Source organism: Pandoraea communis, from assembly GCF_902459745.1.
GTDB lineage: Bacteria > Pseudomonadota > Gammaproteobacteria > Burkholderiales > Burkholderiaceae > Pandoraea > Pandoraea communis.
Map to the genome: position 1 here is coordinate 209,254 of NZ_CABPSJ010000008.1, position 26,040 is coordinate 235,293.

Sequence of the window (26,040 nt, forward strand, 5' to 3'; positions counted from 1 at the left end):
CGTCAACCGATCGCAGGACCCAGGCATGCAAACCACTTTTGATTACATCATCGTTGGCGCGGGCTCGGCGGGCTGTACGCTCGCCAATCGTCTGACCGAGGACCGCGACGTCCGGGTTCTTGTGCTGGAGGCCGGGGGGTGGGATCGCGACCCCTGGATTCACATCCCGCTCGGCTGGGGCAAGATCCTCACCAAGCGGCTGCATGACTGGATGTACGACTGCGAGCCGGAAGAGAATGTTGGCGGACGAAGTGTGGAATGTGCACGCGGCAAGGTGATCGGCGGTTCGTCGTCGGTCAACGCCATGGCGCATGTGCGCGGCAATCGCGCCGATTTCGAGCGATGGGTGCGCGATTACGGGCTGCGCGACTGGTCCTACGATGCCGTGCTGCCGTACTTCCAGAAGCAGGAGCGTTGGGAGGAGGGCGGAGGTGCCTTTCGCGGAGCCGACGGGCCGCTGAACGTGCAGCGATGCCGCTATGAAGACTCGTTGCTCGGTGCTTTCGCCGACGCATCGACGTCCGCCGGGCATCGTTGGGTCGACGACTATAACGGTGCGACGCAGGCGGGTTTCAGCCGTCTTCAGATGACGATTCGCAACGGACGCCGTTGCAGCGCCGCAAGCGCTTATCTGCACCCGGCGCGTGCTCGCGCAGGCCTGCGGGTCGAGGTGAATGCGCTCGCGTCTCGCGTGCTGCTCGAAGGCGACAAGGCAGTCGGGGTCGAGTACTGGCAGAACGGCGTGAAACATGTGGCGATGGCCAGTCGCGAAGTCTTGCTGTCGGGTGGGGTGATCAATACCCCCCAGTTGCTCATGCTCTCGGGCATTGGCGATCCGCAGCGGCTGTCGCAGATCGGCGTGCCGGCGTTGGTGGCGAGCGCGGGCGTCGGCCGAAATCTCCAGGACCATCCCTCGGTGATCGTGATGTATCGCCGGGCAACGCCGGGGCCGTTCCACCGGATGATGCGCCTTGACCGTATTGGCGTTCAACTGATTCGCGCGTATCTGACCGGAAAAGGGTTCGCGTCGGATGTGCCGGGCGGCGTGGTCGGTTTCATGCACAGCGGCGAAGCCCCCGATTCGAGCGGGGCCCCCGATTTGCAACTGCTGCTGACGGCGGCCCCGCTGGGGGCCTGGCCGTATTTCAAGCCATTCAAACAACCCTTCAACGACGGCTTTGCGTGCCGCACCGTCTTGCTGCATCCGGAGAGCCGCGGCGAAGTCCGGCTCACTTCGGGCAATCCGTCCGAGAAAGCGCGCATCCATCAGAATTTCCTGTCTACGCCTTACGACTGGGCGGCGTTGCGCTCGTCGGTGCGGATCGTGCGCGAGTTGGCCGCGCAACCGAGTCTGGCGCCATATATCGGTGCCGAGATTGCGCCGGGGCCGTCGAGTTCGTCGGATGCGCAAATCGATGCTTTTATCCGGAAGACGGCGATTACGGTTCACCACCCGGCGGGCACGTGCCGGATGGGAACCAACGACGACCCGATGGCTGTGGTCGACAGCGAACTGCGTGTCAAGGGGGTGCGTGGGCTGCGGGTGGTCGACGCATCGGTCATGCCCGACCTGACGTCGGGCAACATCAACGCGCCGGTCATCATGATTGCCGAGCGCGCCGCAGATATGATTCGCGGGCGTGTTCCGATGCATGCGGCTGCGCCGGCGCACGCCGGCGCCGAAGCGGTGGCGGTATGAAGCTCGCCCTTGCGGGGCTGCGCCGGCATCGCGTGGTTGTCACGCAGCCGCTGGACGATGCGGCCATCGAGCGCCTCGACCGATTTTTCGACGTGGCGTTGTGCAGCCATGACGGGCAGATGACGCGTGACGCGCTGATCGAGCAGCTTCGCCCGGCGGCGGCGGCGCTTGTGGGCGAGGGTGACATCATCGATGCGCAGATGCTCGATGGTCTCGATGTGCTGCAAGCCGTGTGCTGCCTCACGCCGAGCGAACCGCACATGGATATCGAGGCGATGACTCGCGCGGGAGTGCGCGCGATGTCGTCGCCCGATGCCGGGCGCGCCGTCGAGAATCTGGTTGCCGCCTTTGGCTTCGGCAGACTCGGTGGGCACCCGCCCGATCTCCTTAATCCGGAACTGCTTTGCGACTGTTGCAGTTTCTAACGCGTCTGCGTGGCGTTACGCGCTAAAGGGACTGTAAGTGTCTACGAAAACGAAGGCAGGTCAACATCAGCCCTCGCCGTCGGTTAGACGCGAATCGTGTGTTCCCAACGCCTCGCTGGCATCTTAATTCGGTGCCACAACCTCAAGATCCAGCAACGCTGAACTCAGCGATTTGCCGTGCGCGTCCAATGCGAGCGAGCGTGTCACGCCACCCCCCAGCGCCTTGCCCAATACGAAGTTGAAAGCCGCCAGATGGGGAAGCTCGTAGCGCACGACATCTCCGAGCACGACATCTGCCAGGAATGCCTTGACCCGATCGGCCGTGACTTCGGCGCGAAGATGCTCGTAATGTTGTGCGTCGTAACAGATGAGCGAGACATTGAGCGTGTTGCCTTTGTCTCCCGTGCGCGAATGCGCGAGTTCTCGCAGCTTCATCTCAAATCTCCACAAGGGTGAACGCGGGTCTCGCGTGCTCGCGCGGCAACAGCACTGACTGAACCGCCAGCACTTCGCGCACCGATTTCGTCGCGCCGCCGCCGCCGGCCGGGCCATTCGTGTACAACGTCTCAACTTCGTTGCCGATGCGCACGGCCTGTTCGGCGGATGTCGTACGTCCTGCCACGCGCACGCGAACCTCGTGCGGCTCTGCATTCAGTGAATCCAATGTCTTGCCGTACAGTGAATCCACGCCGATCACGTCGAAACGCAGTTCGCCTGTCTGCACGCCGGTCAAGGCAAGGCGTTCACGCACGATCTCGATAGCAAGCCGTGCGCGCGCAACCGCGCCGGGGCCGCCATAGGAGATCTGTCCTTCCCCGATGAATCCGTCGACATATCCGACGGACACCTTGAGCGTGTCGGTACGGGGCGTCCCGCGTCCCCCCGTGACTCGGACCCGGTCGGGCGCTTCCTCCGCCACGCGGACTTCAGAGAAATCGGCGACGACGTCCGGCTGAAGGTATCGCCGGGGATCGTGAATTTCGTACAGCAATTGCTCTTTGCAAGTGGCTTGCGTGACACGCCCCCCGGCTTGCGGGACTTTCGTGATGACGACCGAGCCGTCGGCCGACACTTCTCCAATCGGAAAGCCGAGCTTTGCGAGATCAGGCACGTCCTTGTAGCCGGGATCGGCGAAATAGCCGCCCGTGACCTGTCCCGCACACTCCAACAGATGCCCGACGACAGTGGCTTGACCCAGCCTGTCCCAGTCGTCCATGCGCCAGCCGAACTCGTGGATCAGCGGCGCGGCAAACAGTGAGGGGTCTGCTACGCGCCCGGTCAATACGATCTGCGCCCCCGCAGCCAATGCGTCGACGATGGCGGTTGCCCCGAGATACGCGTTCGCCGACACGATCCGCTTTCGGTAGGACGCTACGCTCTCGCCGGTTTCCTCGAACTTCGCATCGCTTTGCAGCACGACGTCGAGCACGTCGTCGCCGGTGACGGCGGCGATTTTCACGTCGCCTAGTCCCAGCTTGCGAGCGATCTCGGCCGTTTTGCGTGCCGCCGCAAGCGGATTCGCAGCACCCATGTTCGAGACGATCCGTACGCCATTGCGCATCGCGGCCGGCAGGACGGCAGTCATCCGTGCTTCGAGCAGTGGGTCGTAGCCGGCTTGCGGGTCTTTGCGGCGTGCCTGTTGCGCGATGGCAATCGTGCGCTCGGCGAGGCATTCGAAAACCAGGTAATCGAGTGCCCCGTGCGCCGCGAGTTCGACCGCGGGTTCGATACGGTCGCCGGAATACCCGGCGCCCGCACCGATTCGAATGCGTCGCGGGGCCGGGTGGATTGGCTTGCCTGTCATGCGGGTCGAGTCCGTTCGGTAAGGCTTAAAGAGGGAAGACGCCGAGCGCGGCGGCCGCGATCGTCATGACGATCGACGCGCCGAAGAGCAACGGAAACGTGAATTTCTGGTGATCGGCCAGATCGATGCGGCACAGACCGATCACGAGGAAGGTGGCCGGTGTGAGCGGGCTCACTGGGAAGCCCGTGGTCATTTGGCCCAGCAACGCGGCTTGACCGACTTGCACCGCCGGTACACCCAGTTGTCCGGCCACTTCGGCAATGACCGGCAGAACGCCGAAATAGAACGAATCGGGATCGAAGAGCATGCTAAGCGGCATCGACACCAACCCGAGAGCGACCGGAATGTGGCTCGCCATGCCTTGCGGCACGAAGCCCACGGCACCTTGCGCCATCGCCTTGAGCATCCCGCTGCCTTGCATCACCCCGGTGAACACACCCGCGGCAAGCAGAATGCCCGCCATCATCAACGCGGCACGCGCATGTGCGTCGATGCGTTTGCGCTGCATGTCGACGTTCGGATAATTCACCATCAACGCTACGCACAGACCCACCATGAACATGATCGCGGGCGGAATCTTCTCGCCCATCACGACCATGGTGCCCAGCACGATCAGCGTGAGCACGATGTTGAACCAGAAGAGTTTCGGGCGGCGCAGCGCCTGCTCTTCCGGCGACAACTCGCGTTTCGGCATGGGGACTGCGCCACCGGCGGCGGTCAGTCCGAGACGCTTCTCTTCGCGACGACCCAGCCAGTAAGCCATGCCGAACACGAAGACCAGTCCGATGGCCTGCACCGGAATCAGCGGATTGAACAGACTCGACACGGGCAAGTGCAGCGACGCCGAGGCCCGGATCATCGGCCCGGTCCACGGCAGGAAGTTGATGCCTGCGGCCATCGATACGGCAGCCGCGAGCACTCGACGGTCCATGCCGAGGCGATCGTAGAGCGGCAGCATTGCGGGAATCGTGACGAGGAAGCAAACCGCGCCGGAGCCGTCGAGATGGATGAGCAACGCCAGCAACGTTGTGCCTACGACGATACGTGTCGGCCGTGTACCGACCGCTTTCAGAATGCGGTCGATGATCGGATCGAGCGTGCCTGCATCGGTAATGGTGCCGAAGTAGAGGATCGCGAAGACGAACATGCCAACGACCGGCGCAAGACTCTTCAGCCCGTCGATCACGAATTTGCTCGTTTGGAAGCCAAACCCGCCGATCAACGACGCCGCAATCGGCACGATGATGAGCGCCACCAGTGGCGACATGCGTTTTGACAGAATCGCGCCGAGCAGCACGACGATGGTGGCCAGCCCCAGCAATGGCAGCATGTGCTTGTCTCCAATATTGTCTTTTAGTGCGTTGGAGCGTAAGTTCCGGGGATTGATAAATCAATTGAAATGATTTGATTGCAGTAATCAAAAAACATAATGGATCTGAATCTACGAGACATTCGCGCATTCCTTGCGGTGGCGCAGAGCGGTAGCTTTACGCGTGCCGCAGGGGGGCTGCATCTGTCGCAACCGGCGTTGACCGTGCAGATTCGGCGGCTGGAGGAGACAGTCGGCGTGCGATTATTCGATCGCAACAGCCGCAACGTGGCGTTGACCCCGGCAGGGCGCGCGCTGTTGCCGTTGCTGCAAAAGTCGCTGCACGACATGGAGCAAGTGCTGATCGACGCACGCGCCTTGGGCGACGGGTCGAGCGGCGTGGTGCGCATCGCCTGCCTGCCAACGTTTGCGGCGAGCGTATTACCGGAGTTGATTCAGCAGATGAAGACCCGCGTGCCGCGCGCGGGCTTTCATGTACGCGACGCCGTGGCCGGGGTGGTCGACTCGCTGGTGCGCAGTGAGGAGGTCGACATCGGACTGACGGGCGGGGAGACGACTGGCGCCGAGTTCGACGTGCTGTATTCGGGCGGCGATCACCTGGTGGCGGTGCTACCTGCGCGTCACAAGCTCGCACGGCGCAAACACCTTGGCCTCGCGGATCTCGCCAGCGTGCCGTTGGTGCTGACGGCGCAGAACACCAGTGTCCGGGCGGTCGTGGACGGCGCTTTTGCGCGTGGCGGCTACACGCCGGAGATTGCGTGCGAGCCGACCTACATGATGACGGCCGTCGCCATGGTCAGGGCGGGACTCGGTGTGACGATCCTGCCCGAATCTGCCCGGGAGGTCAGGGCAGAACCGGAGTTGCTGATTCGCCCGGTGGATCATGAGGCGTTCTTGCGCCCCATCGCCTTGATCAAGAAGCGAGGGCGGACGCTACCTCCCATTACGCAAACGTTCGTGTCGATGCTGCTGGAAAGACTGGCTCCCGAATGACGGATGGGGATGGGGGCAATGCCTGGGTACGTGCGGCACAGCCCCGCGTGCGCGACGTGGCGCCGCGATAGCGCTAAGGTTCGATCCGTTGGATCGCAACGATCCCGGAACTCGCCACCGTGCCGGTGACCCGCAGTCCAGGGTCAAGCCAGTCCGTCATTGCCCATACCCCGTGGGCGACACGCCGCTGCCATGCGCGAAGCGGCACCTCGCTCATGGGCAGACCGGACATGTCGACGCGGTTCATCGTGTCCAGCGTTGTCTCACCGACCTTGACGAGGCTTTCCTTGCGCGTCCACAGCCGCAACCAGGCGAGTGCGCGCGGCGATGGCGCGAAATGCGTGTGCGCGACGCTTGCGAACGCAGCCAGACGCATACGCTCGCGCTCGTTCAGTCCAGGCAAATCCGGATCGGCGGCTATCGCCTGATCCCAATGTTCGATGTCGATCCCAATGGGGGCGATCGCACACGCTGCCGCCACGGTGCCACGGGTGTGACTCAGGCTGACGTGCAGTCCGGGGTGCGCCGGCAAATGCGGGCGCCCGTGGGCACCGCCACAGCGTTCGCAGCGCTGCATGAGCCCATAGGTGCGGGCTTCCGGGCCCGGGATGTCCGAGGTGCCGATGACGCGCGCAGCAGCAACACGCGCCAGGATGTGCGCCGCAACATAATCCTCCCGATCGGCCGGTCGGGAAAACGCGTCGGCGCGCTTCCATTCCTCCGTGCTCAGATGGGCGGTCCACTGCCCGAATCTTGTCAGTACTCCACGAGATTCGCCATACAGCGCAAGCCCCGTCCCCGTCAGTCCAACGTTATTGGCGTGCGTCATGGTGAGTCGTGCGCCTGGCTCGGCACGGCGTCATAGGAATAAAAGGAATCCAAGCAATTTAAGTGCCACCGCCATAAGACGGCGAGAGACGCGACAACGAGATCGCGGACAGGTGTCGCAGCGTGCGACAGGTGTCGCAACTTCATACACCTGTCGATCGCCACACGTTGTGATCTGACCAGCGGCGGGGCGATGCGAAGGCGGCGCGGCAGACGATCCCCTTCGTCGTGACATCGTGTAGGCACGCGGCGCGGGCGAGCCTGCCGCAGCGGAAGCAAGGGAGGTGAGGGCCAAACCGAAAATGAATCGAGGGCATTGGTTCGAAACTTGCATCGTGACTGCGAAGTGTCGGCCGGCATTTTCCGCTGGCGGACACGCCTTTCACACCACAGAGGAGCGGCTTGATGCGAACACGACGATTGGGAACGCAAGGGCTGGAAGTCCCCGCGCTGGGATTGGGCTGCATGGGGATGAGTTACGCCTACGGGCCGTCCGACGATGCGGAGTCGGCTCGCGTATTGGAACGGGCACTGGCATTGGGATGCAATTTCTTCGATACGGCAGAGGTCTACGGACCGTTCGAAAACGAGCGCTTGCTCGGGCGCGTGCTGAAGGGCCGCCGCGACAAGGCGATCATTGCGACAAAGTTCGGATTCCGTCTCGAAAACGGCACGGTCACCGGCGCGAACAGCCGGCCGTCGCATATTCGCGAGGTGGTCGACGCCAGCCTCGCGCGGCTCGGTACCGACTACATCGATCTGCTCTACCAGCACCGCGTCGATCCCGACGTGCCGATCGAAGACGTGGCAGGCACCGTCGGCGATCTCGTCAAGGCGGGCAAAGTGCGTTATTTCGGACTGTCCGAAGCTGGCGAGCGCACGATCCGGCGTGCTCACGCCGTGCATCCCGTGAGCGTGCTGCAAAGCGAATACTCGTTGTGGCACCGCGACATAGAAGCGGCGATCCTGCCGTGCCTGCGCGAACTTGGTGTGGGACTCGTGCCGTTCGCGCCGCTCGGTCGCGGCTTCCTGACGGGCACGGCGCGTCGCGCCGAGGCGTTCCCCGAAGGCGACTCGCGCCGGACGTCGGATCCGCGTGTGCAAGGCGAGAATTTCGACGCGAACATGCGCCTCGCCAACACCCTGGCCGTCTACGCCGGTAAAGCGCGTGTGACGCCCGCGCAATTGGCGCTCGTCTGGCTGCTATGGCGTGGCGACGATATCGTGCCAATTCCCGGAACGCGTCGCATCAGCCGTCTGGAGGAGAACCTCGGGGCTGCCGATGCCCACGTCGAGCATGAGATTCTGGAAGCACTCGACGCGCACTTTGCCGCAGGCTCGACAACCGGCCCGCGCTACAAGGAGTCGGCGATGATGGCGTTGCTTGCGGATCGCACATAAGCGTTACGGCAAGCGGATGCAGACGGACCTAAGCCCGTTCGCATCCGCCATCCGCCATCTGCCGTTCGTGCGACAAGTGCCTGGCGATCAGCGCTGCGGTCCGCGCAGGACGTCGCTACCCATGTCGCGCACATGGGGAATATGCAGTTCGCGCAGCTTGCGATAAAGCGACGTTCGGCAGATGCCCAGTTCGCGCGATGCGGCCGAAATGTTCCACCGGCGCGACGAGAGCACGCGGATGATGATCTCGCGCTCGCCGTGGGCGATGGGTGAGAGCGAATCGAGCGGCGCTGCCGCTACGGCCACCGGCATGGGCGCGATGGCGGTCGTGGCCGACGTGGCGCTGTGCACCAGATTCGCGGGCAGGTCGCGCAACCGGATCGTATCGTCGGACTTGACGGCGCAGGCGTACTGGACGGCGGCGCGCATCTGACGCAGGTTTCCAGGCCAGGCGTAGGTCAGCAGTAACTCGCGCGTTTCGCTGTCGAGCGAGTCGAGGGTCGCATTACCTTGGGACTCCGTAATGAACATGCTGTTGAGCAACCAGGCGCGATCCTGTCGTAGTCGTAGCGGGGGAAGATTCACGATCCCCACGGCAATCCGGTAGTAAAGGTCTTCGCGAAACGATCCCGCCTGCACGCGCGCTTCGAGGTTCTGGTGCGTCGCACAAATGAGTTGCAGATCGACGGCGACGGGATGTGTCGCGCCGATGGGCGTGACTTCCCGCTCGGACAATACCCGAAGAAGACGCGTTTGCTGGGCCGCCGGCATGTCGCCGATTTCGTCGAGAAAGAGTGTGCCGCCGTCGGCCTGTTCGACCTTGCCCTTCATGCCGGAATTCAGCGCGCCCGAGAACGCGCCACGTCGATAGCCGAACAGCTCGCTTTCGATGAGATTCTCCGGAATCGAGCTGCAGTTGACCGAGATCATGCTGGCGCGTCTGCGCGTGCTGTAGTCATGCAATGCTCTTGAGAGGTATTCCTTGCCAGTGCCGGTTTCTCCAAGAATCAGGATGGGAAGTTGACGATCGATGAGCATGCGGGCGCGGGAGAGGGTGGCCAACATGACGGGGTCGTCACCGCAGAGTTGGTTGAGGGATGGACGTAAGGAGGACTGAAAGTTTGCGTTTGAACGGTCCAGCGGATCGTGGGCGTACATAGCGTCTCTCATTGACTTTATAGGATTGGGCGAGCGCTGCGTTTGGCTGCGCAATATCGCATGATCGCGATTGCCGTGTCTGGGGGTGCTCCATAAAGCAAGAGCAAGGATAGTTCGATTCGTCTGAGGTCTCCAATACCATATGATGCGACGACTGATACTAGTTCGCTATGAATAGAAACCGATGTTCTCTAAAGGGGCTGGCTCCATGGAACTGAGGCAACTTCGCTATTTCGTAGTACTGGCTGAAACGCTCCACTTCGGGCGCGCAGCGAATCTCCTGCATATTTCGCAGCCTCCGCTGTCGCGTCAGATCGCGATGCTTGAAGAGGAGTTGGGTGTCGTACTGTTCGAGCGAACGCAGCGCAGCGTTCGACTCACCGCTGCGGGGCAGCGCTTCAATCGAGATGCACGCTCAGTGCTGGCCACGCTCGATCAGGCGCGCTCCCACGCCCGCGCAGCGGAGGTGGGGGAGACAGGCGTGCTTTGCGCAGGCTTCATGTTCGCTGTGGCTTGCAGTGTGCTGCCCGTGCTCACGCGAGCTTTCGCGGCCGCCTTCCCGCATATCGAAGTGAAACTCAAGGAGACGATTCCCACCGACCTTGCGGACCAACTACGTTGCGGCAGGCTCGACGTGGGCATCATGTATTCGTCCGACGCCACCGGCGAGCTATGTACCGAGACCATTTTTCGCGAGCCGCTCGTCGCGGCGCTGCCCGCCGGCCACCGGCTGGCAGCGCGATCCGCGATCTCGATCGGCGAACTTCGGGACGATCCGTTCATCATTTCGCCACGCGACGCCTCGCCGTTCATCCACAACACGATTACCGATCACTGCCGTCAGGCCGGATTCCTGCCAAGAGTCCGGCTCGAGACGAATTTCCAGCAAACCATCGTCAACCTTGTCGGACAACGCCTCGGCGTGGCGCTTGTACACAGCTCCATGCGCAGTACGCGCGCGGAGAATGTGCTGTTCGTGCCGCTGCTGCACGCCCCGCATATCGATGTCGCACTCGTGTGGAATGCGGCATCGAGCAATCCCTGCGTGCCTCGCTTCGTGCAGACGGCGCAACACATCGGACTGTTCGAGTCGTTGGCGGCAGGGATACAGGCGTGCGCATAGCGTTCAACATGGCGCTCGCCACGATGCTCGCTACGCGCACGGCTACCGGTCTCAGGAGACGGCGAGGCAGGGCGCCGTCTTGCGAAGGCGAGCCTTGATGGCTTGCGCCAGGCGGGCCACACCCGTCTCGATCTGGACGGGGGTGGCGGTCGTAAACGTCAGGCGCATCGTGTTGGCTTTCGGTGTTAGCGCATGAAATGACGCGCCGGGGATAAACGCTACGCCGCAGGCAAGCGCGTCCTCGAACAGCGTGGCGCTGTCGATCGCCGGCGGCAAGGTAACCCACAGGAACATGCCTCCGGCGGGGCGCGTCCATGCCACGCCGTCTGGCATGTGTTCGGCCAGACACTTGAGCATGAGAGCACACTGCGCGCGATAGCGCAGGCGCACTGCTTCGAGATGGACATCGTATTGACCGTCGGTCAGCAGGGCGTGTGCGATCCGCTGCGTGATGCCGGTCGTGTGCAGGTCGCTGGCCTGCTTGGCTTGCAGCAACTTGATCATGAGTTCTTCGGGGGCGACGAGGTAGCCCACCCGCAGGCCCGGCGCGATGACCTTCGAGAACGAGCCGATGTGGACTACATCGTCAGGGGCCATCGAGAGCAGCGACGCGGGCGTGACACCGCTGTAGACGAGTTCGCCGTATGGGTCGTCTTCGACGAGCAGCAGGCCGTGGCGTTTTGCCCGGGAGAGCAGTGCAATCCGGCGATCCAGCGGCAGCGTGCGGCCCGTGGGGTTCTGGAAGTTCGGCTGGACGTACAGCAGCCGGGCGTCGCGCATCGACGCCTCTTCGAGGCATTCCGGGATGAGACCGCCGGCATCGGACGGGGCTTCTTCAAAGACAGGTTCGTACTGCGCCAGCGCCTGAACCGCGCCGAGATACGTGGGCGTTTCGATCAGCACGCGGCTGCCGGGGTCGATGAGCACGCGCGCAACGAGATCAAGCGCCTGCTGCGATCCCGTGGTGACGAGCACCTGCGCCGGACTCACCGTGGCGCCGCTGCGCGACAGACGTGCCGCGATGGCTTCGCGCAGTGGGGTGTAGCCCTCCGACGGACCGTATTGCAGCGCACCGGTGGCGTCGCGTTGCAGAATCTGGCCGACTGCGGCGCTAAGCCGCTCGACAGGCAGCGCGTAGGGAGAGGGAAGGCCGCCGGCGAACGAGATGATGTCCGGCCTTTCGGCCACCTTGAGCAGCTCGCGCAACGAAGAGGGCGTCATGCGTTGTGCGCGCGCGGCGAGTTGCCAGCGTCCGGCGGGCGGGATGTGTCTGTCCATGGGGCGGTCCCTGACGAAGCGAACAGGAGAGGGACGCCTCGTTCCCGAAGCGGGGGGCGAGGGAACGAGGCGGTGAACGACCAAAGGCGCGAAGGCCCGATGCGGCGAAATTCCGCTCAGTCGTTGAACATCTTGCGAAGGTTGTCCATCGCCATCTTCAGGAAGCCGACCGCGAAGTCGTCGAACGCTGGCTGATCCTTCGGATTGCCGGAGCGCGCTTCGCCGACGATGCGGTAGGTTGCGGTACAGGCTTTGTCGCCGCGGGGCACGACTTCCATGGATGCCCACATGTTGCCGATGTCGAACGTGGTGTAGATCAGCGTCCAGCTCATGGTCATGCCGGCATCGTCGCGGGTGTTGAGTTGCTCCACGACCAGGTCGCCGCCCGTGAAATGCTTGTGGCGCAGTGAGCGAGGGCCGGTGGCGGTGCCCGTCATCTGGATGTACTCGAGACCGGTCACGAAGCGGTTGTAACCATCGAAACGGCCGACCACATCCCATACCTTGCGCGCAGGAGCGTTCAGTTCCGCGACACCGGCATGCACGGTGGTCGTCAGGTTGTGGATCAGCGTGTCGGGTTGCAGTTCGGTGCGGGTTTTTTGCAGCATGATGAACTCCTTGGTAAATGAAGGGACTGCACGAAAACAGCAAAGTTGCGATGCATGACGATCACGCCACTGACGCCGTGTCCGTCTCGCATTCAGTACGCCGTGCGCCGTTGCCGGCGGGCGCGGGCAAGAAACCGCTCTCTATCAGATAGCCAAAGTGACTGGCGAGCAGCCGGCCATCCTTGCGCGGGTAAGCCACGCCCAGTTTTGCGAGTGCGCCGGCAGTGCGTTGACAGGCAATGCGCGACATATCGCCGATGTCTTCCTGACTGTCGTCGAGGTAGAACGCCACGACGTCGTATAACGCGTTGCTTTCGTCGATCGACGTCAACCGTTGACGCCAGTCCGCCGGCTCCTCAAGCGCCAGTGCGTAGCCGCACTGCGCCAGCGCGCCGAGGTAGTCTTCCCACGTCAGCGGTTGCGGGTTCTGGAGGTGGAAGACTCGCAGTTCGCGCTGCGCATCGGTGGTGCAGCGAACCATGGCACGGGCCAGAAAATCGACCGGGGCAAAGTCGAATTCGGTGTCGCCCGCAGGCGCGGCGCCGAGTTGGAGCGAGCCTTTGACAAGCAGAAGCACCCGGTTCCGTGTTGGCTGGCAAAGGCCCGTGTCGGCAACACCGGTGATGTTGCCCGGTCGGAGGATCGTCGCGTCCACGCCGCGCTCGGCGGCTTCCCACACCAGATGTTCGGCCACCCATTTGGTCACGTTGTAGCCGTTGTTGACGAACGCGGGCGCGTTGCGTGCCGGCCCCTGCTCGAGCACATGGCCGGTCTCGTCCATCGCACTCGCGGCGGACAACGTCGAGACGAAGTGCAGCGACTTGTTGCGGAACTCGCAGGCCAGTCGCAGCAGTTCGAGTGTTGCGCCGACGTTGGCGTCGTAGAGATACGGATAGTCGTAGACGTGGTTGACGTGCGCGCCGTTGTGATAGATCGCGTCGATGTCGCGTGCCAGCGTGCGCCATGCGGCGGGCGCGAGGCCGAGTCGCGGCTTGACGAGATCGCCGAGAATCACCTTCAGGCGGGGGTGCCCGGCGAGCGCACCGAGACCGTTCGCCTGCAACGCCTGGGCAAGCCGGGCTTCGCCTTCGTGCTGGCTGGCGGCGCGCACCATGCAATGCACGACAGCGGAGGTCTGGGCAATCAGCTCGGCGGCGATGAACGTGCCGAGGAAGCCGTTCGCACCGGTGAGCAGGATCGCGCGAGCCCCGTCGGGCGCCGGACGCAGTCCATCGACCGGACGGATGTCGTCGGGCAGTGCCATGTCGTCGAACACGCGTTGCGGAATCCGCCCCCCCTTGTCGACATCGTCGTTCGCCAGCAATGAGGCAAGCGCGGCAATGGTGGGTTGCTCCATGAACCGCGCAAGCGGGGCGTTGCCGCTGAACTCCTTCTTCACGGCGAGCATCAGCTTCGAGACAAGCAACGAGTGGCCGCCGAGATTGAAGAACGAATCGTCCTTACCGATTTCGAAAGGCTCCAGGTCGAGAAGCCGTGCCCAGAGTGCGCGCAATTGCGTCTGTGTTTCGGTGAGCGGTGTGTCTTGCGTCTGCGAGTCGAGGGGGCCCGAGCGTCGATCGGGAATGCGTGCCAGCGCACTGCGGTCGATCTTGCCGTTGTTGGTGGCCGGCAAGGCGTCGAGCATCACGATCTCGTAGGGCACCATGTAGTCGGGCAGGCGGGCGAGGAGCGTGGTGCGAAGCCCATCGCCGTTCGCATGGCCATCGAGCGGTCTGGCGACAAAGCACCGGATGCGCTTCCGATCGTCCACCACACACGCGCATTGACCGAACATTCCCGTCGCCAGTGCCGCCTGCTCGATTTCACCGAGTTCGACGCGGAAGCCGCGAATCTTGACCTGCGCATCGCGTCGGCCGACGAAGTGCAACAGGCCGTTTTCGTCCCATTGCACGACATCGCCCGTGCGATACAGCCTCTCGTTATGTGCCGATGGCCACTGGCCGTTCGTTTCGGCGTATGGATTCGGCACAAAGACGCGCTCGGTCAGATCGGGGCGATACAGATAGCCATCGGCCACACCGGCGCCAGCGACGCACAGCTCGCCTGGCTCGCCGGTACGCGCAGGCTCCCCGGCGTCGTTGAGCACGTAGCAGCGAACATTGGCGATCGGTCGCCCGATCAGGCGATTGCTGTCACCCGTTTGCAGGCGCGCAATGGTGACCAAAACCGTGCATTCCGCCGGGCCGAAAATATTGTGGAATTCCCGCCCCTGACTCCAGCGCGCGATGGTCTCCGGAAAACAGACGTCGCCCCCCGTGAGCAGATGGCGCAGGGCAGGCCAACCGGCGTCGGGCATGACGCCCAGCAACGCGGGAGGCAGGAAGGCGTGCGTGAGCGCCTCGCGCTCGATGAGATCGCTCAACTCGTCGAGCGCGTGCCGCTGCGCTTCGGTCGGAATGACGAGTGTGGCCCCGGACAGGAACGTCGGGAAGATGTCGAGCAGCGAGACATCGAACGCTACCGTGCAGAACTGCAGCACACGCGAACGCTCGCTCAGATGAACGTAGTCGCGGTACCAGTGGCAGAAGTGCACGATGTTGCGGTGCGTGAGCATGACGCCTTTGGGCGTACCGGTCGAGCCGGAAGTGAAGATTGTGATCGCACAACGGCTTTGACGATCCGCGTAGCGTTCCACCGGCCAGGCCGTCGCGTCGATATCCACGCCGTTCGCATCGATCGAGCGCAGGCGGACGACGTCGATGTTCAGTTCCGAGAGTGCGCTCGCATCGAAGTCGTCGTCGGTGATGAGGCAGGTGGCACGGCTTTGCTCAAGGATCTGCCGCACGCGATCGGGCGGGAACGATGGATCGAGGGGGGCATACGCGGCGCCGGCGCCGATAACACCGAGGATGGCCGTGTAAAGCAGCCGAGACTTGGGCAAGCGAACGGCAATGACGCGCGGTGTCTGGTCGCCGGATTCGGCCGGGGCAGCCATCGCTGCTGCGAGTTGCGCGGCCAGTTTCATCGAGGCGCCCACGAACGTGCGGTAGTCGACGTCACCCTGCGCATCGCGCAGTGCGATGGCCGATGGCGTTGCCACGGCACGGCGCGATACCATCTCGGGCAGCGACGGTTCGAGCGATACCGGTCGCTGCGTTTCGTTGCTGGCGTGCCATCCGGACAGGCGATGGAGGTCGAGCGTCACGCCGCCCGGTGAGGGCGTTGCCGGCGCGCGCGTACTCAGCATTTGAGGGGTCAATATGTCGCGCCCGAGCTGACTCACGATAGTCACGAGCAGGGCTTCCGCTTCCACCTCGATCTGGGCGACAAGATCGGCGCCGCAAACCGGTCTGCCGAATTCGCTCGTGCTGGAGGCAACATCGACGACGCCGACAGGGCCCTGCCATTGCCAGGACAGTTCGGCGCTGGCCGGCGGGAATGCCGGGGCGCAGGCAGAAAACGCCAATATCTGGTCTGGGCGGCAAGCGAAGCGCGGATCGGCGTCGCCGCATTCGACAAGCCACTCGGCCTTGAGCGGGGCAGCGTGCGCGTTCGGCAAGGTCCCTCCGAGCTGCGTGGCCATCGCACCCAGCGGCCCGGACGCGTCGCAAAGCGGCGTCACGTTGTGGCCCATATCGTGCAGGGCCGCGAATACGCGAGCACCCAGGCGGTTGTTGCCGGCGACGGCGAAGGAAATCGCTCTCATGGCACGTTCCTCACAGGTATTGTGCGATGGCGGCGCGTGTCGGCTCGTGATCGAGCAACCCCGCCATCTTCAGGAATTTGCGAATGTTCACGATCATCGGATGCTGATTCGTGATCGGATACGCGCCCACCATGTCGTTGGCGATCTGGTCGCGTGTGGCAGAGGGAAGATCGAGCGTGCCGACAAGGCGCCGGTCGAATTCCAGTTGCAGCTCGTTGGTCAGATATTCGCGCAGGAAGAAAGGCAGGCCGCGACCGAGTTCGATGCGTGCCGTCTCGTCGATCTCGCGCCAATACAGCTTGACAAGATTGATCCAAAACACCGAGTGCCGGCCTTCATCGGCGAGGTGATCGGCCATCACCCCCTTCACCGAGCGCTTGAGCGTGGTGTCGCGCGAGAACGCAGCGACTTCTGCCGTGACGGTGTTTTCCGAGATCGCAACGCCAAGGAGTTCCATGCCTGCCGCATATTGCGGCGGTACGTATTCCATCGCACGAGGGATGGCACGCGAGAGTTCGATTTCACGGTTCTGCTCGATGGGGCCGATACCTGTGCTGCGCTCGACCTGATCGAGATAGTCCATCGCCACGTAGGCGTGGTAGTTCTCGTCGATCACGACCGACATGGCGTCGCTGCGGCAGGCGAACGGAAATTCGAACGGAAAACGCGATTTGGCGATGGCGAGCGCCGTGCGGTTGACGATTTCCGTCTCGAAGATGATGACGTCGTTGATGTACTTGTAAAAGCTCTGCAACAGGATGTAATCCTGCACTTCCCGGCCTGCGTCGACGACGGCCGGATGCGCGTAAAGCGGCTGGCGCTCGACAGGGTAGTAGCTCAGGTCATCGTCTTCGACGATGCGGCGCGGACGGGAACGAATGGTCGCGCGTTGCTCCCATTGTTCAGCGTGGCTGACGTAACTGTGCAATGACATGGCGTTGCCTCGGAGTAAGGTGCCGGGTAGATCGATGAGGGCGCCGCAAGAGGCGCCTGAAGCGGCGCCGTCAGGGGCGCAGATATCGCGGGGAAGTGTGGCGGGACCTGCACGTGAGACGGTGCGACCCGCCGGGCTTCAGGCGGCGACGGCTTCTTTCTGCGTTGCCACGATGTGTTCGTGAAGTCCGTCCCAGAGGCGCAAGCGCTCGTCGATCGCACGCAGTCCGGCCTCCAGCGCTTCGGCAAGCAGGCGTTCGTCGTTGCGTGCAGACTCGGCAATCATTGCGCGCGCGGCCGGGCCGTGTTCGCCGGAGTCGACTTCGATGTGGCGATCGAGATAGAACGTGAGCAGCGGTACGCTTTTCGGATCGATTTTCCATCCGTCGAGCAGCGTGCGGAACATGTCGGGAATCACGTTCTCGCGGCCATAGAAGAAGTTGCCGAGCACCTGATGCGTGGCGCCTTCGTAGCAGGTGGCGAACGTCGAGTTGACGAAACGCACCACCGGCGGCGGGGCTTCGACAGCGACGAGTGCGGCGCTCACGCTATGGCCTTTGACGAGCAGGTCGATGAGCTTCTCGATCTGCCGCGTGTCGGCGCCGACATCGCGCATGGCGGCGAGGTAAAGATCGAAATGACTCATCGGGCCTTGCGGCGTCTCGTCGCATTCTTCGCCGAGAACGATCTCGTTGATCAGACGCGCGGCATGAATGTTGCGCGGCGCGATCCACGGCAGCGTGATGGTCGTCAGATCTGCCTGAAGCCGCTTGACCAGCGACATGAAGTCCCAGACAGCGAAGACGTGCCACTCCATGAACGTCTGCAAGCCCTGCATCGATTCGATGGAATGGAACACCGGATGGTTTGCCAGCGTCGCGTGATGTTCGTTGATCTGCCGTTCGAGATGTTCGATCTTGTCCACGATATGCATCCTTGAGGTAGTGATGTTGAGTTCAACCTTGGCGATGGGAGTGCGGCGCGACTTGCTCGTCGTCGCCTGCAGACATCAGCAAATTCGGTGCCAACATCTCGAATCGCAAGTATTCAGAGGATCGAGCGATGTTTGACGCGATTTCGCAGGGGGGGACGCGGCGTGACACCTGTACAACTTGTGGACAGGTGTGCGCGCGGGTGTCGCGGGAATTTGCCTGGCGCCGATGGCTGCGTTCGGCTTTGCGCCGCCCAAGATCGCGTTGATCCCGGTGTTCACGGTATGGCTGGGGATGGCGACCCCATCGATGAGGTCATGTGGCAGAACACAGCTCTCATAGAGAGGAGGCGGCGGTCTTGCCATCGATCGGCGAGCAGGCGATGCGGATGCGGGGCGCAATGCCGGAGTTTGCGGGCGTCCTCTGATCCCGGAGGACGTGCTGGCTGCCGAGGCGCTCGAGTGGCTTCGAGTGGCTTTACGAGCGAGCGCCGTTAGCCATGCTTGCGCACAACGACGCTGCCGATCCCGTTTTCATGTGCGCGAACAAGGCCGCGCAGTGACGTTTGGGATACGACTGGGCCGAGTCCCGGACGCGCGATATCTGAGGCTCAGGGCGCGACCGCTGCGCCCGAAATATGATGGCGACGCAAGGCGTCGGCCACGAATCCCGACGCCTTCATGGCGTCGACGAATGCCGCGAGAAACGCATCGGCTTGCGTGCCACGGCCGATCGCCAGCCCCATCGCCTGACGAATCACCATGAAGCGCTCGTCCAGGAGCCGGTAGCCGGCCGTGCCGGCAATTTCGGCCTCAAGCTGCTGCTTCACGCCCGCTGCGACTTCGTAACCGCCATCGAGGAACATCTTCACGACGGCCGGCGACGTCGGTGCCCGCACGATCTCCGCGTGTTGCAATTCACGTGTGAGGAAGAGGTCGTACGCGCTGCCTTTGCCGACCACGACGCGCGTACCGGCCTGGTCGACGTCTGCGTTCGTCTTCACCGCCGATGCTTCCGGCACCAGGTAATACCCTTCAATCAGCACATACGGCGCTGTGAAGGTAATGGTCGCGGCACGTCGCGGGTCTACGGCGAAAAAACCGACGTCGGCGTCGCCGGCCGACACGACGTCGACCGATTTCCCCGCGGCATCGACCGTGATGAGTTCGAGCGGCACCCCCAGCCGCTGCGCCAGCGCCGTCGCCAGATCGACCGAGATGCCGCAGGGTTTGGACTGCGCGTCCAGCCCGGCGAGGATGGGGTTACCCAGATTGATACAGGCACGCAGCACGCCGGTCGGCGCGATGGCGGCAACGAGAGAAGGATCGAGTGTCATGGCAATGAGAACCGGTCGTGTCGTGCCGCAGCGCGGCGGGGGAAGTCAGGACTCAGGGTCGGGCAATCGGGGCCATCTTACCGATGGTGTTGCGTGCGATGTATTGAGGTATGCCAATGGCTCGGCAGATGACAGCGTCAACTCACCGACTCGATCGTGATTTCAGGGTGTTTGCGGAATTCCGCAAGCGCGTCGTTGTCGGTGCGCGCTTCGGTGACGAGCGTCCAGGCGCGCTCCAGCGGTGTCCAATGCTGCTGGCTCGCCCGGTCGAGCTTGTTGGCCGTGACCAGCACGTACACGCTGGCCGACTGACGGATAATGCACTCCTTGAGCCAGGCTTGTTCGGCCGAGGCTTCGCACAAGCCGCGGCCGGCAACGACGCCATCCGCACCCAGGAATGCCTTGTCGACGGACACCCGCGAGAGCGCCAGTTGCGCCAACGGCCCGAGTACGCTCATGCTCGACGGTCGGACATCCCCCCCGATCAGCGTCACGGGGACCTTGTTGGCCGCCAGTGCGCCCACGGCCAGCAGGTTGTTGGTCACGACGTGTACCCCCTCGCGTCCTGCCAGAAAGCGCGCCATGGCTTCGGTCGTGGTGCCGCCATCCAGAAAGATCGTGTCGCCGTCGTCGACGTGAGCCACGGCGGCACGCGCGATGGCGTCCTTCTGCTCGCGAAGGCTCTCGCGGCGCAACTCCAGCGATTCCTCGGGTTCATGCATGCGCACGGGCGCGGCTGCACCGCCGTACGTGCGCACGATGCGGCGCTCGTCGGCCAGTGCGCGCAAATCGCGGCGCACCGTGGCTTCCGACATGCCGAAATGCGCACACAGCGCGGCAACATCGGTCATGCCCGACAGAACGGCTTTGAAAATCGCCTCGCGGCGGTTCGCAACTTTCATGGATGGATCGATGTTGAGCAGAACAAATCGTGGCTTTGCGGGCGGACAGCATATACGCCGCGCGTCGCGCATAGTGTAGCTTGCTGCGTACGAAAACCGTCCCATACACCGCAAAGTGATCGATTGGCGTTAGCTCGATCGTCGGGGGCTCTGGAAATGATCGATTCAATCATTTTTCCCAGAACTAAGACCCTCCGTCCGCGGCGTTTCCCCCCGATTTTGGGCGAGGATAAACCCTTAGTCACAAAATTTGCACATTTTTCTAGCAGCGATTAGACTTCCGCCTGATTGAAACGATCAAAATAATGATTGATTAATCAAAATTGATACCAGTCGGGAGACAACAATGGCTCAAATTCATATCAAGCGTGCCATCGAGCGCGTGCCGGGCGGGATGATGATCGTTCCCTTGCTGATCGGTTCGTTGATTGCGACGTTCATGCCTGGAATGCCGAAGTTCTTCGGCTCGTTTACCAACGCGCTGTTCACGGGCGCGTTGCCGATTCTTGCGGTGTTCTACGTCTGCATGGGCGCGAGCATCGACGTCAAGGCGACGCCGTACCTGATCAAAAAGGGCGGGGCACTGTTCGGCGCCAAGGTGGGCGCGGCCATCGTCGTCGGGGTGGTGCTCGGGCACTTCCTGGGGGAAGCCCCGGTGACGTCGGGCGTGTTCGCCGGCATTTCCACGCTGGCCGTGGTGGCGGCGATGAACGACACCAACGGCGGTCTGTACATGGCGTTGATGGGGCAGTACGGCCGTTCGGAAGACGTGGGCGCGTACACGATCATGTCGCTGGAGTCGGGCCCGTTCCTGACGATGGTCACGCTGGGGGTTGCAGGTCTGTCTGCGTTCCCGTGGCCGACGCTGGTGGGCAGCATTCTGCCGCTGGCGGTGGGCATGCTGCTGGGTAATCTCGACCGCGAGATGCGCGACTTTCTGGGCCGCGCCGTGCCGGTGATGATCCCGTTCTTCGCGCTGGCGCTGGGTGCCGGCCTCGATTTGCACAAGGTGTGGCAGGCCGGCCTGCTGGGCATTCTGCTCGGTTTCGCCGTTGTCGTGGTGACCGGCATTCCGCTGTATATCGTCGACCGTCTGACGGGTGGCACGGGCGTGGCCGGCACGGCTGCCGCCAACACGGCGGGTAACGCGGCCGCCGTGCCTGCGCTGATCGCGGCTGCCAACCCGGTCTACGAGGAAGCGGCCAAGAGCGCAACGCTGCTGGTGGCGGCCTGTGTGGTGGTGACCGCCATCGTCTCTCCGATACTGACGGCGGCCGTTGCCAAGCGCGTGATGACGCGCGGGGCAGGGGCGGCGGCCAAGGGGGCGGCGCAGTGAGCATGCTGATTGTCGCCGATGACTTGTCTGGCGCCGCCGACTGCGCGATCGGCTTTACCAATGCCGGCTGGCGCAGCGTTGTGTCGCTCGACGTCGACGGCTTCAATGCGGCGGCACAGGTGGTGGCGATCGATACGGACACACGCCGTCTTGCCCCGGCCGACGCCGCCGCGCGTGCGGTTGCGGCGTGGCAGCGGCTTGCCGCACCCGGACGTCGTCTGTACAAGAAGATCGATTCCACATTGCGCGGCAACTGGGTTGCTGAAGTCGCGGCATTGCAACCGCTTGCGGGACTTGCCATCGTGGCGCCCGCGTTCCCGGCCACGGGCCGCACCGTGCAGAACGGGGAAGTCTTCGTGCGTGGCGTGCCGCTCGCCGAGACGGATACGTGGCGGCTGGAACATGACGCTCAGGAGGCGCGCCTCGCGCCGATGCTCGCTGCCGCCGGCATGAAGACGCAGACCGTGACGGTCGATGTGCTGTGCGGCGATGTCGCGACGGTAGGTGCGGTGCTGAACAACGTCATCGCACAGGCGCGCGCCGATGCCGTCACGGCGCTGATCGTCGACGCGCAGACAGATGACGATCTCGCCATGCTGGCGCGTGCCAGCGTCGCGCTGACGGACATCTTCTGGGTCGGATCGGGCGGTCTCGCGCGTGAGCTGGCCGAACTGCCGGCGTTGTTTGCATCGCCGGCACATGCCGGCGACGTGCGGCACAATGCGCACGCAACGAACGAAGACCGTGCGGACGGGCGCGTGCTGACGCTGGTGGGCAGTTTGTCCGCGGTGTCGCAGCAACAATGCGCGCGGTTGTGTGAAGACAATGCGGTCGTCGAGTGGATCGTGCCGCCTGCGGTGTTGCGTGCCGGCCCGGCGCATCCCGACAGCGCGCTCTGGCGCGCGCGCATTGGCGATGCCATTGAGAGCGGCACCGACCTGCTGGTGCGAATCGGTCGCGACGACGCGTTCGATCCCGCCGAGGGCGCGCAGTTGTCGGCCGCGTTGGCCACATTGATCGCACCGCATTTCGCGCGGCTATCGGGCCTCATCGTGACGGGCGGCGAAACGGCGCGCGCCGTGTTGAGCGCGGCAGGCGTCGGCGCACTGGAGTTGCTCTCGGAGGTCGAACCGGGCGTTGCGGTGGGGCGGCCCGCGAACGGTGCGCCAATGCGTATCGTCACGAAGGCGGGTGCCTTCGGGGGCGAAGCGGCGCTGCATAGTGCCTACCGGCATCTGCGCGCTGCGGCAAAGACTGGCGACACCCAATGAGCTGGCGCGAACGCGTCGCAGGACAACAAGACATCGATCCGGAACACGCCCCCCGTTCCGGGCATTCTTCCAACGAAACGAATATCAACGCAAACGCCATGAATCAATATCTCCCTGTCATTGGCATCACCATGGGTGATGCGGCTGGCGTCGGCCCGGAAATCGTCGTCAAGAGTCTGGCGCACGATAGCGTTTATCGACAGTGCCGTCCTGTGGTGATCGGCGACGCGCGACGTCTCGAGCAGGCCATCGCCATCGTCAAGAAGCCGCTGAGCGTGCGACGTATCCAGACGGTCTCGCAAGCGACGTTCACGCCGGGCGTGATCGAGTGCATCGACCTCGATCTGATCCCTGAAGACCTGCCGTTCGGCGAACTGTCCGCCATCGCAGGCGACGCGGCGTATCAGTACATAGCGCACGCGGCGAAGCTCGCTGAGGCCGGCGAAATCGATGCCATTTGCACCGCACCGCTGAACAAGGAAGCCCTGCACGCCGGGGGCCACAAGTTCCCCGGCCACACCGAGATGCTCGCTCATCTGACCGGTGTCGACGAAGTGTCGATGATGCTCGTCGCACCGCAACTGCGCGTGATTCACGTCACGACTCACATCGGCATCATCGACGCGATTCGCAAGATCGAGCCCGGCCTGGTGCAGCGCACGATCGAACGCGGCCACGCGACGCTGGTCAAGGCGGGCATCGCCAATCCGCGCATCGCCGTGTGCGGCATCAACCCGCATGCAGGCGAGAACGGGCTGTTCGGCTATGGGGAAGAAGAAGAGAAGATCGTGCCGGCAGTGGAACTGCTGCGCGAGCGCGGCTGGGATATCGAAGGACCGTTGCCGGCCGACACGCTGTTCTTCCGCGCCGGGCGCGGAGACTTCGATCTCGTGGTGGCCATGTACCACGACCAGGGGCATGGCCCGGTGAAGGTGCTGGGCCTCGAAGCGGGGGTGAACGTCACCGTCGGCCTGCAAGTGGTGCGTACATCGGTCGATCACGGCACGGCATTCGATATCGCAGGCAAGGGCATCGCCGACGAAGGCAGTCTGCTCGAAGCGCTGCGTCAAGGGGCCGAATTGGCCACGCGTCGCACGTAAGCGTGGCCGACGGCAACATCGCGCAACTGGCTTGAAGGGGGCGAGTTGCCGTCAGTCCGATCAACTGCTGCGCAATGCCGCCACCTGACGCTTCCACAGCGTCCACGGACGCTCGATCACTCCCAGGTTCGTGGCGTTCGAGCGTTTGCCTTCTTCGGGGTCGAGGTACGTCACCTCGCCGCCGAGCGCAATGGCCCTGGATTGCATTCCCGCGTTTAGCTCCGTATAGATGGCGCGATACACAGCGGCGGGCAGTGACGGGGCCGTCGCCACGAAACCGTGTCCACGCATGAGCGCGACGTCGGCATCGCTTAGCGACTCCGCCAGCGCTTTACCCTGTTCGCCGTTGCGTACGAGCATGTCGGTACAGCCGAAGCAATGGCGGATGTCGAACACCGGTGCGCCGCTGCCGAGAAAGCCCGCCATGTGATAGACCGGGCGCAGACGCACGGACGATGACGCAAACGGAATCACCGACGGCGAGTGGCTGTGCACGATGGCTGCCACGTCCGCGCGCGCACGATAGATCTCGCTGTGAATCCACGTCTCCAGATAGCGTTTGCGCGTGTCGCCGTCGACCGGTTGGCAATCGAGGTCGAGTGTGAGAATGTCGTCCGGCGTCACCAGTTCGGGCGCCATCGATTGTGCGATCAGGAAATGGGCCGGATTGCGCGGGTCGCGAACGCTGACATGGCCGAAGCCGTCGAGCACTTCGTGATGCGCGAGGATGTGGTTCGCCGCGGCGAGGTCTTCGAGCAATTGCGCCATCGACCGGGCATCGTGTTCGGTGAGCGCCGGGGTGTAGGGGGTAGCAGCGTGGGTCATGATCGTGACAAGTAGAAGATCCAAAGAGGAAGGCCGAAGCGCAGCGTAGGCAGCGAGCGGGGTCACACCCGCACGGCAGCCGCCATCTCCGGAGGAAACAACTCCTCGGCCTGCATCGGCCGATGGCAGACGCCTTGCTCGAAGGCGAAACGCAGGAAGGCGTCGAGCGTGACGCGGTTGGGCGCAACCCCATAGGGCCACGGATCGCTGCCGAACATTTCGCGTGCCTGCGCGGCGCGCCGACTCATCCACGGCAGCGGGAAGTGCGAGCAGGTAATGTCGTCGAGGCGAGCGATGCTGGCGTCTTTCGCCTGCGTAAACGCCTTGAGTAAATTGCCCGCGATCCAGCGATGTGCGCTAAAGACCTCGCGCCGCATGACAATCAGATGCATGATCGGGAAGATGCCGGTGCGCGCGAAATAGGCGCGTTCGGCAGTCTCGAAGTCGGTCAGCAGGCGGACGATTTCCCGCTCGCGGCCCGGCGGCGGCGCGGGCGGACGGGCGCTGAGGATCGCGTCGATGTCGCCATCGAGCAGCATGGCCGTGAGCGAGGTCTCGGGGGACGGCCGATAACGCACGCCGTCCGGCATCCGCACGGCGACTTTCTCGCGACGCCCTGCCTGATTGACGCCACCCTGCACCCATTCGACATCCGTCAGCGCAACGCCCTGATCGTGCGCAAGCCATCCACGCGAGTAGACCGATGCCGTTTGCGCCCACTCCGGCACGCCGATCCGCTTGCCGCGCAGATCGGCGGGCGAGGTCACGCTGCCGTCGCCGCGCACGTAGAGCGACGACAACCGGAACGCGCGCGAGGGAAAGACAGGCAGGCCGATCAGCCGGTCATCGCCTTGCGAGCGCAGCGACGCATACTTGGCGAGCGACATCTCCGAGAGATCCCATTCCTGAAAGTGCGTCGTGCGATAAAAGATCTCTTCGACCGGCAGCAACGACGGCACGAGATCGATCCCTTGCGCGGCAACCCGGCCGTCGAGCAGGTCGCGCACATGGTCGTAATCGTTGACGGCGAGCGAGAGGGTTAGCTTGGACATGACGCGTTCCGATGCGCGCAGGCGCGCGCAGAGACGGCC

General features: G+C 63.6%; 23 protein-coding genes. 9 read left to right on the forward strand and 14 right to left on the reverse strand.

Annotated features, from left to right (window positions below):
* Positions 1-25 precede the first annotated feature (25 nt).
* On the forward strand, positions 26-1,699 hold the full coding sequence (locus tag PCO31110_RS23830; protein WP_010805381.1) for a GMC family oxidoreductase: 1,674 nt from the start codon (positions 26-28) through the stop codon (positions 1,697-1,699).
* Positions 1,696-2,124: a Rossmann-fold NAD(P)-binding domain-containing protein gene (locus PCO31110_RS23835; RefSeq protein WP_010805380.1), complete on the forward strand. Its 429-nt coding sequence runs from the start codon at positions 1,696-1,698 to the stop codon at positions 2,122-2,124. The genes PCO31110_RS23830 and PCO31110_RS23835 overlap by 4 nt, the downstream gene beginning before the upstream one ends.
* A gap of 123 nt (positions 2,125-2,247) precedes the next feature.
* Here the strand turns inward: PCO31110_RS23835 and PCO31110_RS23840 are convergent, their stop codons facing one another.
* From PCO31110_RS23840 to PCO31110_RS23850, 3 genes are read right to left on the reverse strand one after another with little or no spacing between them, the layout of a single operon-like run.
* Positions 2,248-2,559: an AtuA-related protein gene (locus PCO31110_RS23840; protein ID WP_150585096.1), complete on the reverse strand. Its 312-nt coding sequence runs from the start codon at positions 2,557-2,559 to the stop codon at positions 2,248-2,250.
* A 1-nt stretch (position 2,560) separates the two neighbouring features.
* Positions 2,561-3,928 carry an acyclic terpene utilization AtuA family protein gene (locus PCO31110_RS23845; protein WP_150691596.1) on the reverse strand — a complete coding sequence of 456 codons (1,368 nt, stop codon included), beginning with the start codon at positions 3,926-3,928 and terminating at the stop codon, positions 2,561-2,563.
* 25 nt (positions 3,929-3,953) lie between these two features.
* A complete protein-coding gene (locus PCO31110_RS23850) occupies positions 3,954-5,258 on the reverse strand; it encodes a CitMHS family transporter (protein ID WP_150691597.1) in 1,305 nt (434 codons plus the stop codon).
* Positions 5,259-5,357: 99 nt separating this feature from the next.
* Between PCO31110_RS23850 and PCO31110_RS23855 the strand changes: the two genes are divergently transcribed.
* Complete coding sequence (locus PCO31110_RS23855; protein WP_150691598.1) at positions 5,358-6,251, forward strand: LysR family transcriptional regulator; 894 nt, start codon at positions 5,358-5,360, stop codon at positions 6,249-6,251.
* Positions 6,252-6,324: 73 nt separating this feature from the next.
* On the opposite strand, the gene PCO31110_RS23860 is transcribed toward PCO31110_RS23855, so the two are convergent.
* Positions 6,325-7,080, reverse strand: coding sequence for a 4'-phosphopantetheinyl transferase family protein (locus PCO31110_RS23860; protein WP_010805361.1), 756 nt, complete (start codon positions 7,078-7,080; stop codon positions 6,325-6,327).
* A gap of 404 nt (positions 7,081-7,484) precedes the next feature.
* Between PCO31110_RS23860 and PCO31110_RS23865 the strand changes: the two genes are divergently transcribed.
* On the forward strand, positions 7,485-8,480 hold the full coding sequence (locus tag PCO31110_RS23865; protein WP_150691599.1) for an aldo/keto reductase: 996 nt from the start codon (positions 7,485-7,487) through the stop codon (positions 8,478-8,480).
* 87 nt (positions 8,481-8,567) lie between these two features.
* Here the strand turns inward: PCO31110_RS23865 and PCO31110_RS23870 are convergent, their stop codons facing one another.
* Positions 8,568-9,545 (reverse strand): sigma-54-dependent Fis family transcriptional regulator, encoded by a 978-nt coding sequence (locus tag PCO31110_RS23870; RefSeq protein WP_246189964.1) that lies wholly within the window; start codon positions 9,543-9,545, stop codon positions 8,568-8,570.
* Positions 9,546-9,846: 301 nt separating this feature from the next.
* Here PCO31110_RS23870 and PCO31110_RS23875 point away from each other — a divergent pair, with 301 nt between their 5' ends.
* On the forward strand, positions 9,847-10,761 hold the full coding sequence (locus PCO31110_RS23875) for a LysR family transcriptional regulator (RefSeq protein ID WP_010805358.1): 915 nt from the start codon (positions 9,847-9,849) through the stop codon (positions 10,759-10,761).
* Between the two features lie 51 nt (positions 10,762-10,812).
* Here PCO31110_RS23875 and PCO31110_RS23880 read toward each other — a convergent pair whose 3' ends face one another.
* The 5 genes from PCO31110_RS23880 to PCO31110_RS23900 form a co-directional block, all read right to left on the reverse strand.
* The gene (locus tag PCO31110_RS23880) at positions 10,813-12,039 is read right to left on the reverse strand and encodes an aminotransferase-like domain-containing protein (protein ID WP_010805357.1); all 1,227 of its coding nucleotides are present in this window, start codon (positions 12,037-12,039) and stop codon (positions 10,813-10,815) included.
* Between the two features lie 116 nt (positions 12,040-12,155).
* Positions 12,156-12,647 carry an SRPBCC family protein gene (locus PCO31110_RS23885; RefSeq protein ID WP_010805356.1) on the reverse strand — a complete coding sequence of 164 codons (492 nt, stop codon included), beginning with the start codon at positions 12,645-12,647 and terminating at the stop codon, positions 12,156-12,158.
* Positions 12,648-12,708: 61 nt separating this feature from the next.
* Positions 12,709-16,314, reverse strand: coding sequence for an amino acid adenylation domain-containing protein (locus PCO31110_RS23890; RefSeq protein WP_150691601.1), 3,606 nt, complete (start codon positions 16,312-16,314; stop codon positions 12,709-12,711).
* A gap of 10 nt (positions 16,315-16,324) precedes the next feature.
* Positions 16,325-17,248 carry a diiron oxygenase gene (locus tag PCO31110_RS23895; RefSeq protein ID WP_010805354.1) on the reverse strand — a complete coding sequence of 308 codons (924 nt, stop codon included), beginning with the start codon at positions 17,246-17,248 and terminating at the stop codon, positions 16,325-16,327.
* 138 nt (positions 17,249-17,386) lie between these two features.
* The gene (locus tag PCO31110_RS23900; RefSeq protein WP_036661937.1) at positions 17,387-18,172 is read right to left on the reverse strand and encodes a DUF3050 domain-containing protein; all 786 of its coding nucleotides are present in this window, start codon (positions 18,170-18,172) and stop codon (positions 17,387-17,389) included.
* 452 nt (positions 18,173-18,624) lie between these two features.
* Between PCO31110_RS23900 and PCO31110_RS26315 the strand changes: the two genes are divergently transcribed.
* Entirely contained in the window at positions 18,625-18,741 is a 117-nt protein-coding gene (locus PCO31110_RS26315; RefSeq protein WP_144265738.1) for an MEKHLA domain-containing protein, read from the forward strand.
* Positions 18,742-18,789: 48 nt separating this feature from the next.
* Here the strand turns inward: PCO31110_RS26315 and PCO31110_RS23910 are convergent, their stop codons facing one another.
* Entirely contained in the window at positions 18,790-19,515 is a 726-nt protein-coding gene (locus PCO31110_RS23910; RefSeq protein WP_010805352.1) for an ABC transporter substrate-binding protein, read from the reverse strand.
* 137 nt (positions 19,516-19,652) lie between these two features.
* Entirely contained in the window at positions 19,653-20,417 is a 765-nt protein-coding gene (locus PCO31110_RS23915; RefSeq protein WP_150691602.1) for a DeoR/GlpR family DNA-binding transcription regulator, read from the reverse strand.
* A gap of 346 nt (positions 20,418-20,763) precedes the next feature.
* Between PCO31110_RS23915 and PCO31110_RS23920 the strand changes: the two genes are divergently transcribed.
* The 3 genes from PCO31110_RS23920 (at position 20,764) to pdxA (ending at position 24,124) form a co-directional block, all read left to right on the forward strand.
* Positions 20,764-21,753 (forward strand): 2-keto-3-deoxygluconate permease, encoded by a 990-nt coding sequence (locus PCO31110_RS23920; protein WP_150691603.1) that lies wholly within the window; start codon positions 20,764-20,766, stop codon positions 21,751-21,753.
* Entirely contained in the window at positions 21,750-23,024 is a 1,275-nt protein-coding gene (locus PCO31110_RS23925; protein WP_150691604.1) for a four-carbon acid sugar kinase family protein, read from the forward strand. The genes PCO31110_RS23920 and PCO31110_RS23925 overlap by 4 nt, the downstream gene beginning before the upstream one ends.
* A gap of 98 nt (positions 23,025-23,122) precedes the next feature.
* Entirely contained in the window at positions 23,123-24,124 is a 1,002-nt protein-coding gene (pdxA, locus tag PCO31110_RS23930) for a 4-hydroxythreonine-4-phosphate dehydrogenase PdxA (RefSeq protein ID WP_010805348.1), read from the forward strand.
* A gap of 60 nt (positions 24,125-24,184) precedes the next feature.
* Here pdxA and PCO31110_RS23935 read toward each other — a convergent pair whose 3' ends face one another.
* Both PCO31110_RS23935 and PCO31110_RS23940 read right to left on the reverse strand, forming a co-directional pair.
* Positions 24,185-24,949 carry a class II aldolase/adducin family protein gene (locus PCO31110_RS23935; RefSeq protein WP_370855851.1) on the reverse strand — a complete coding sequence of 255 codons (765 nt, stop codon included), beginning with the start codon at positions 24,947-24,949 and terminating at the stop codon, positions 24,185-24,187.
* Between the two features lie 62 nt (positions 24,950-25,011).
* Positions 25,012-26,001, reverse strand: coding sequence for a substrate-binding domain-containing protein (locus PCO31110_RS23940; protein ID WP_010805346.1), 990 nt, complete (start codon positions 25,999-26,001; stop codon positions 25,012-25,014).
* Positions 26,002-26,040: the final 39 nt, after the last annotated feature.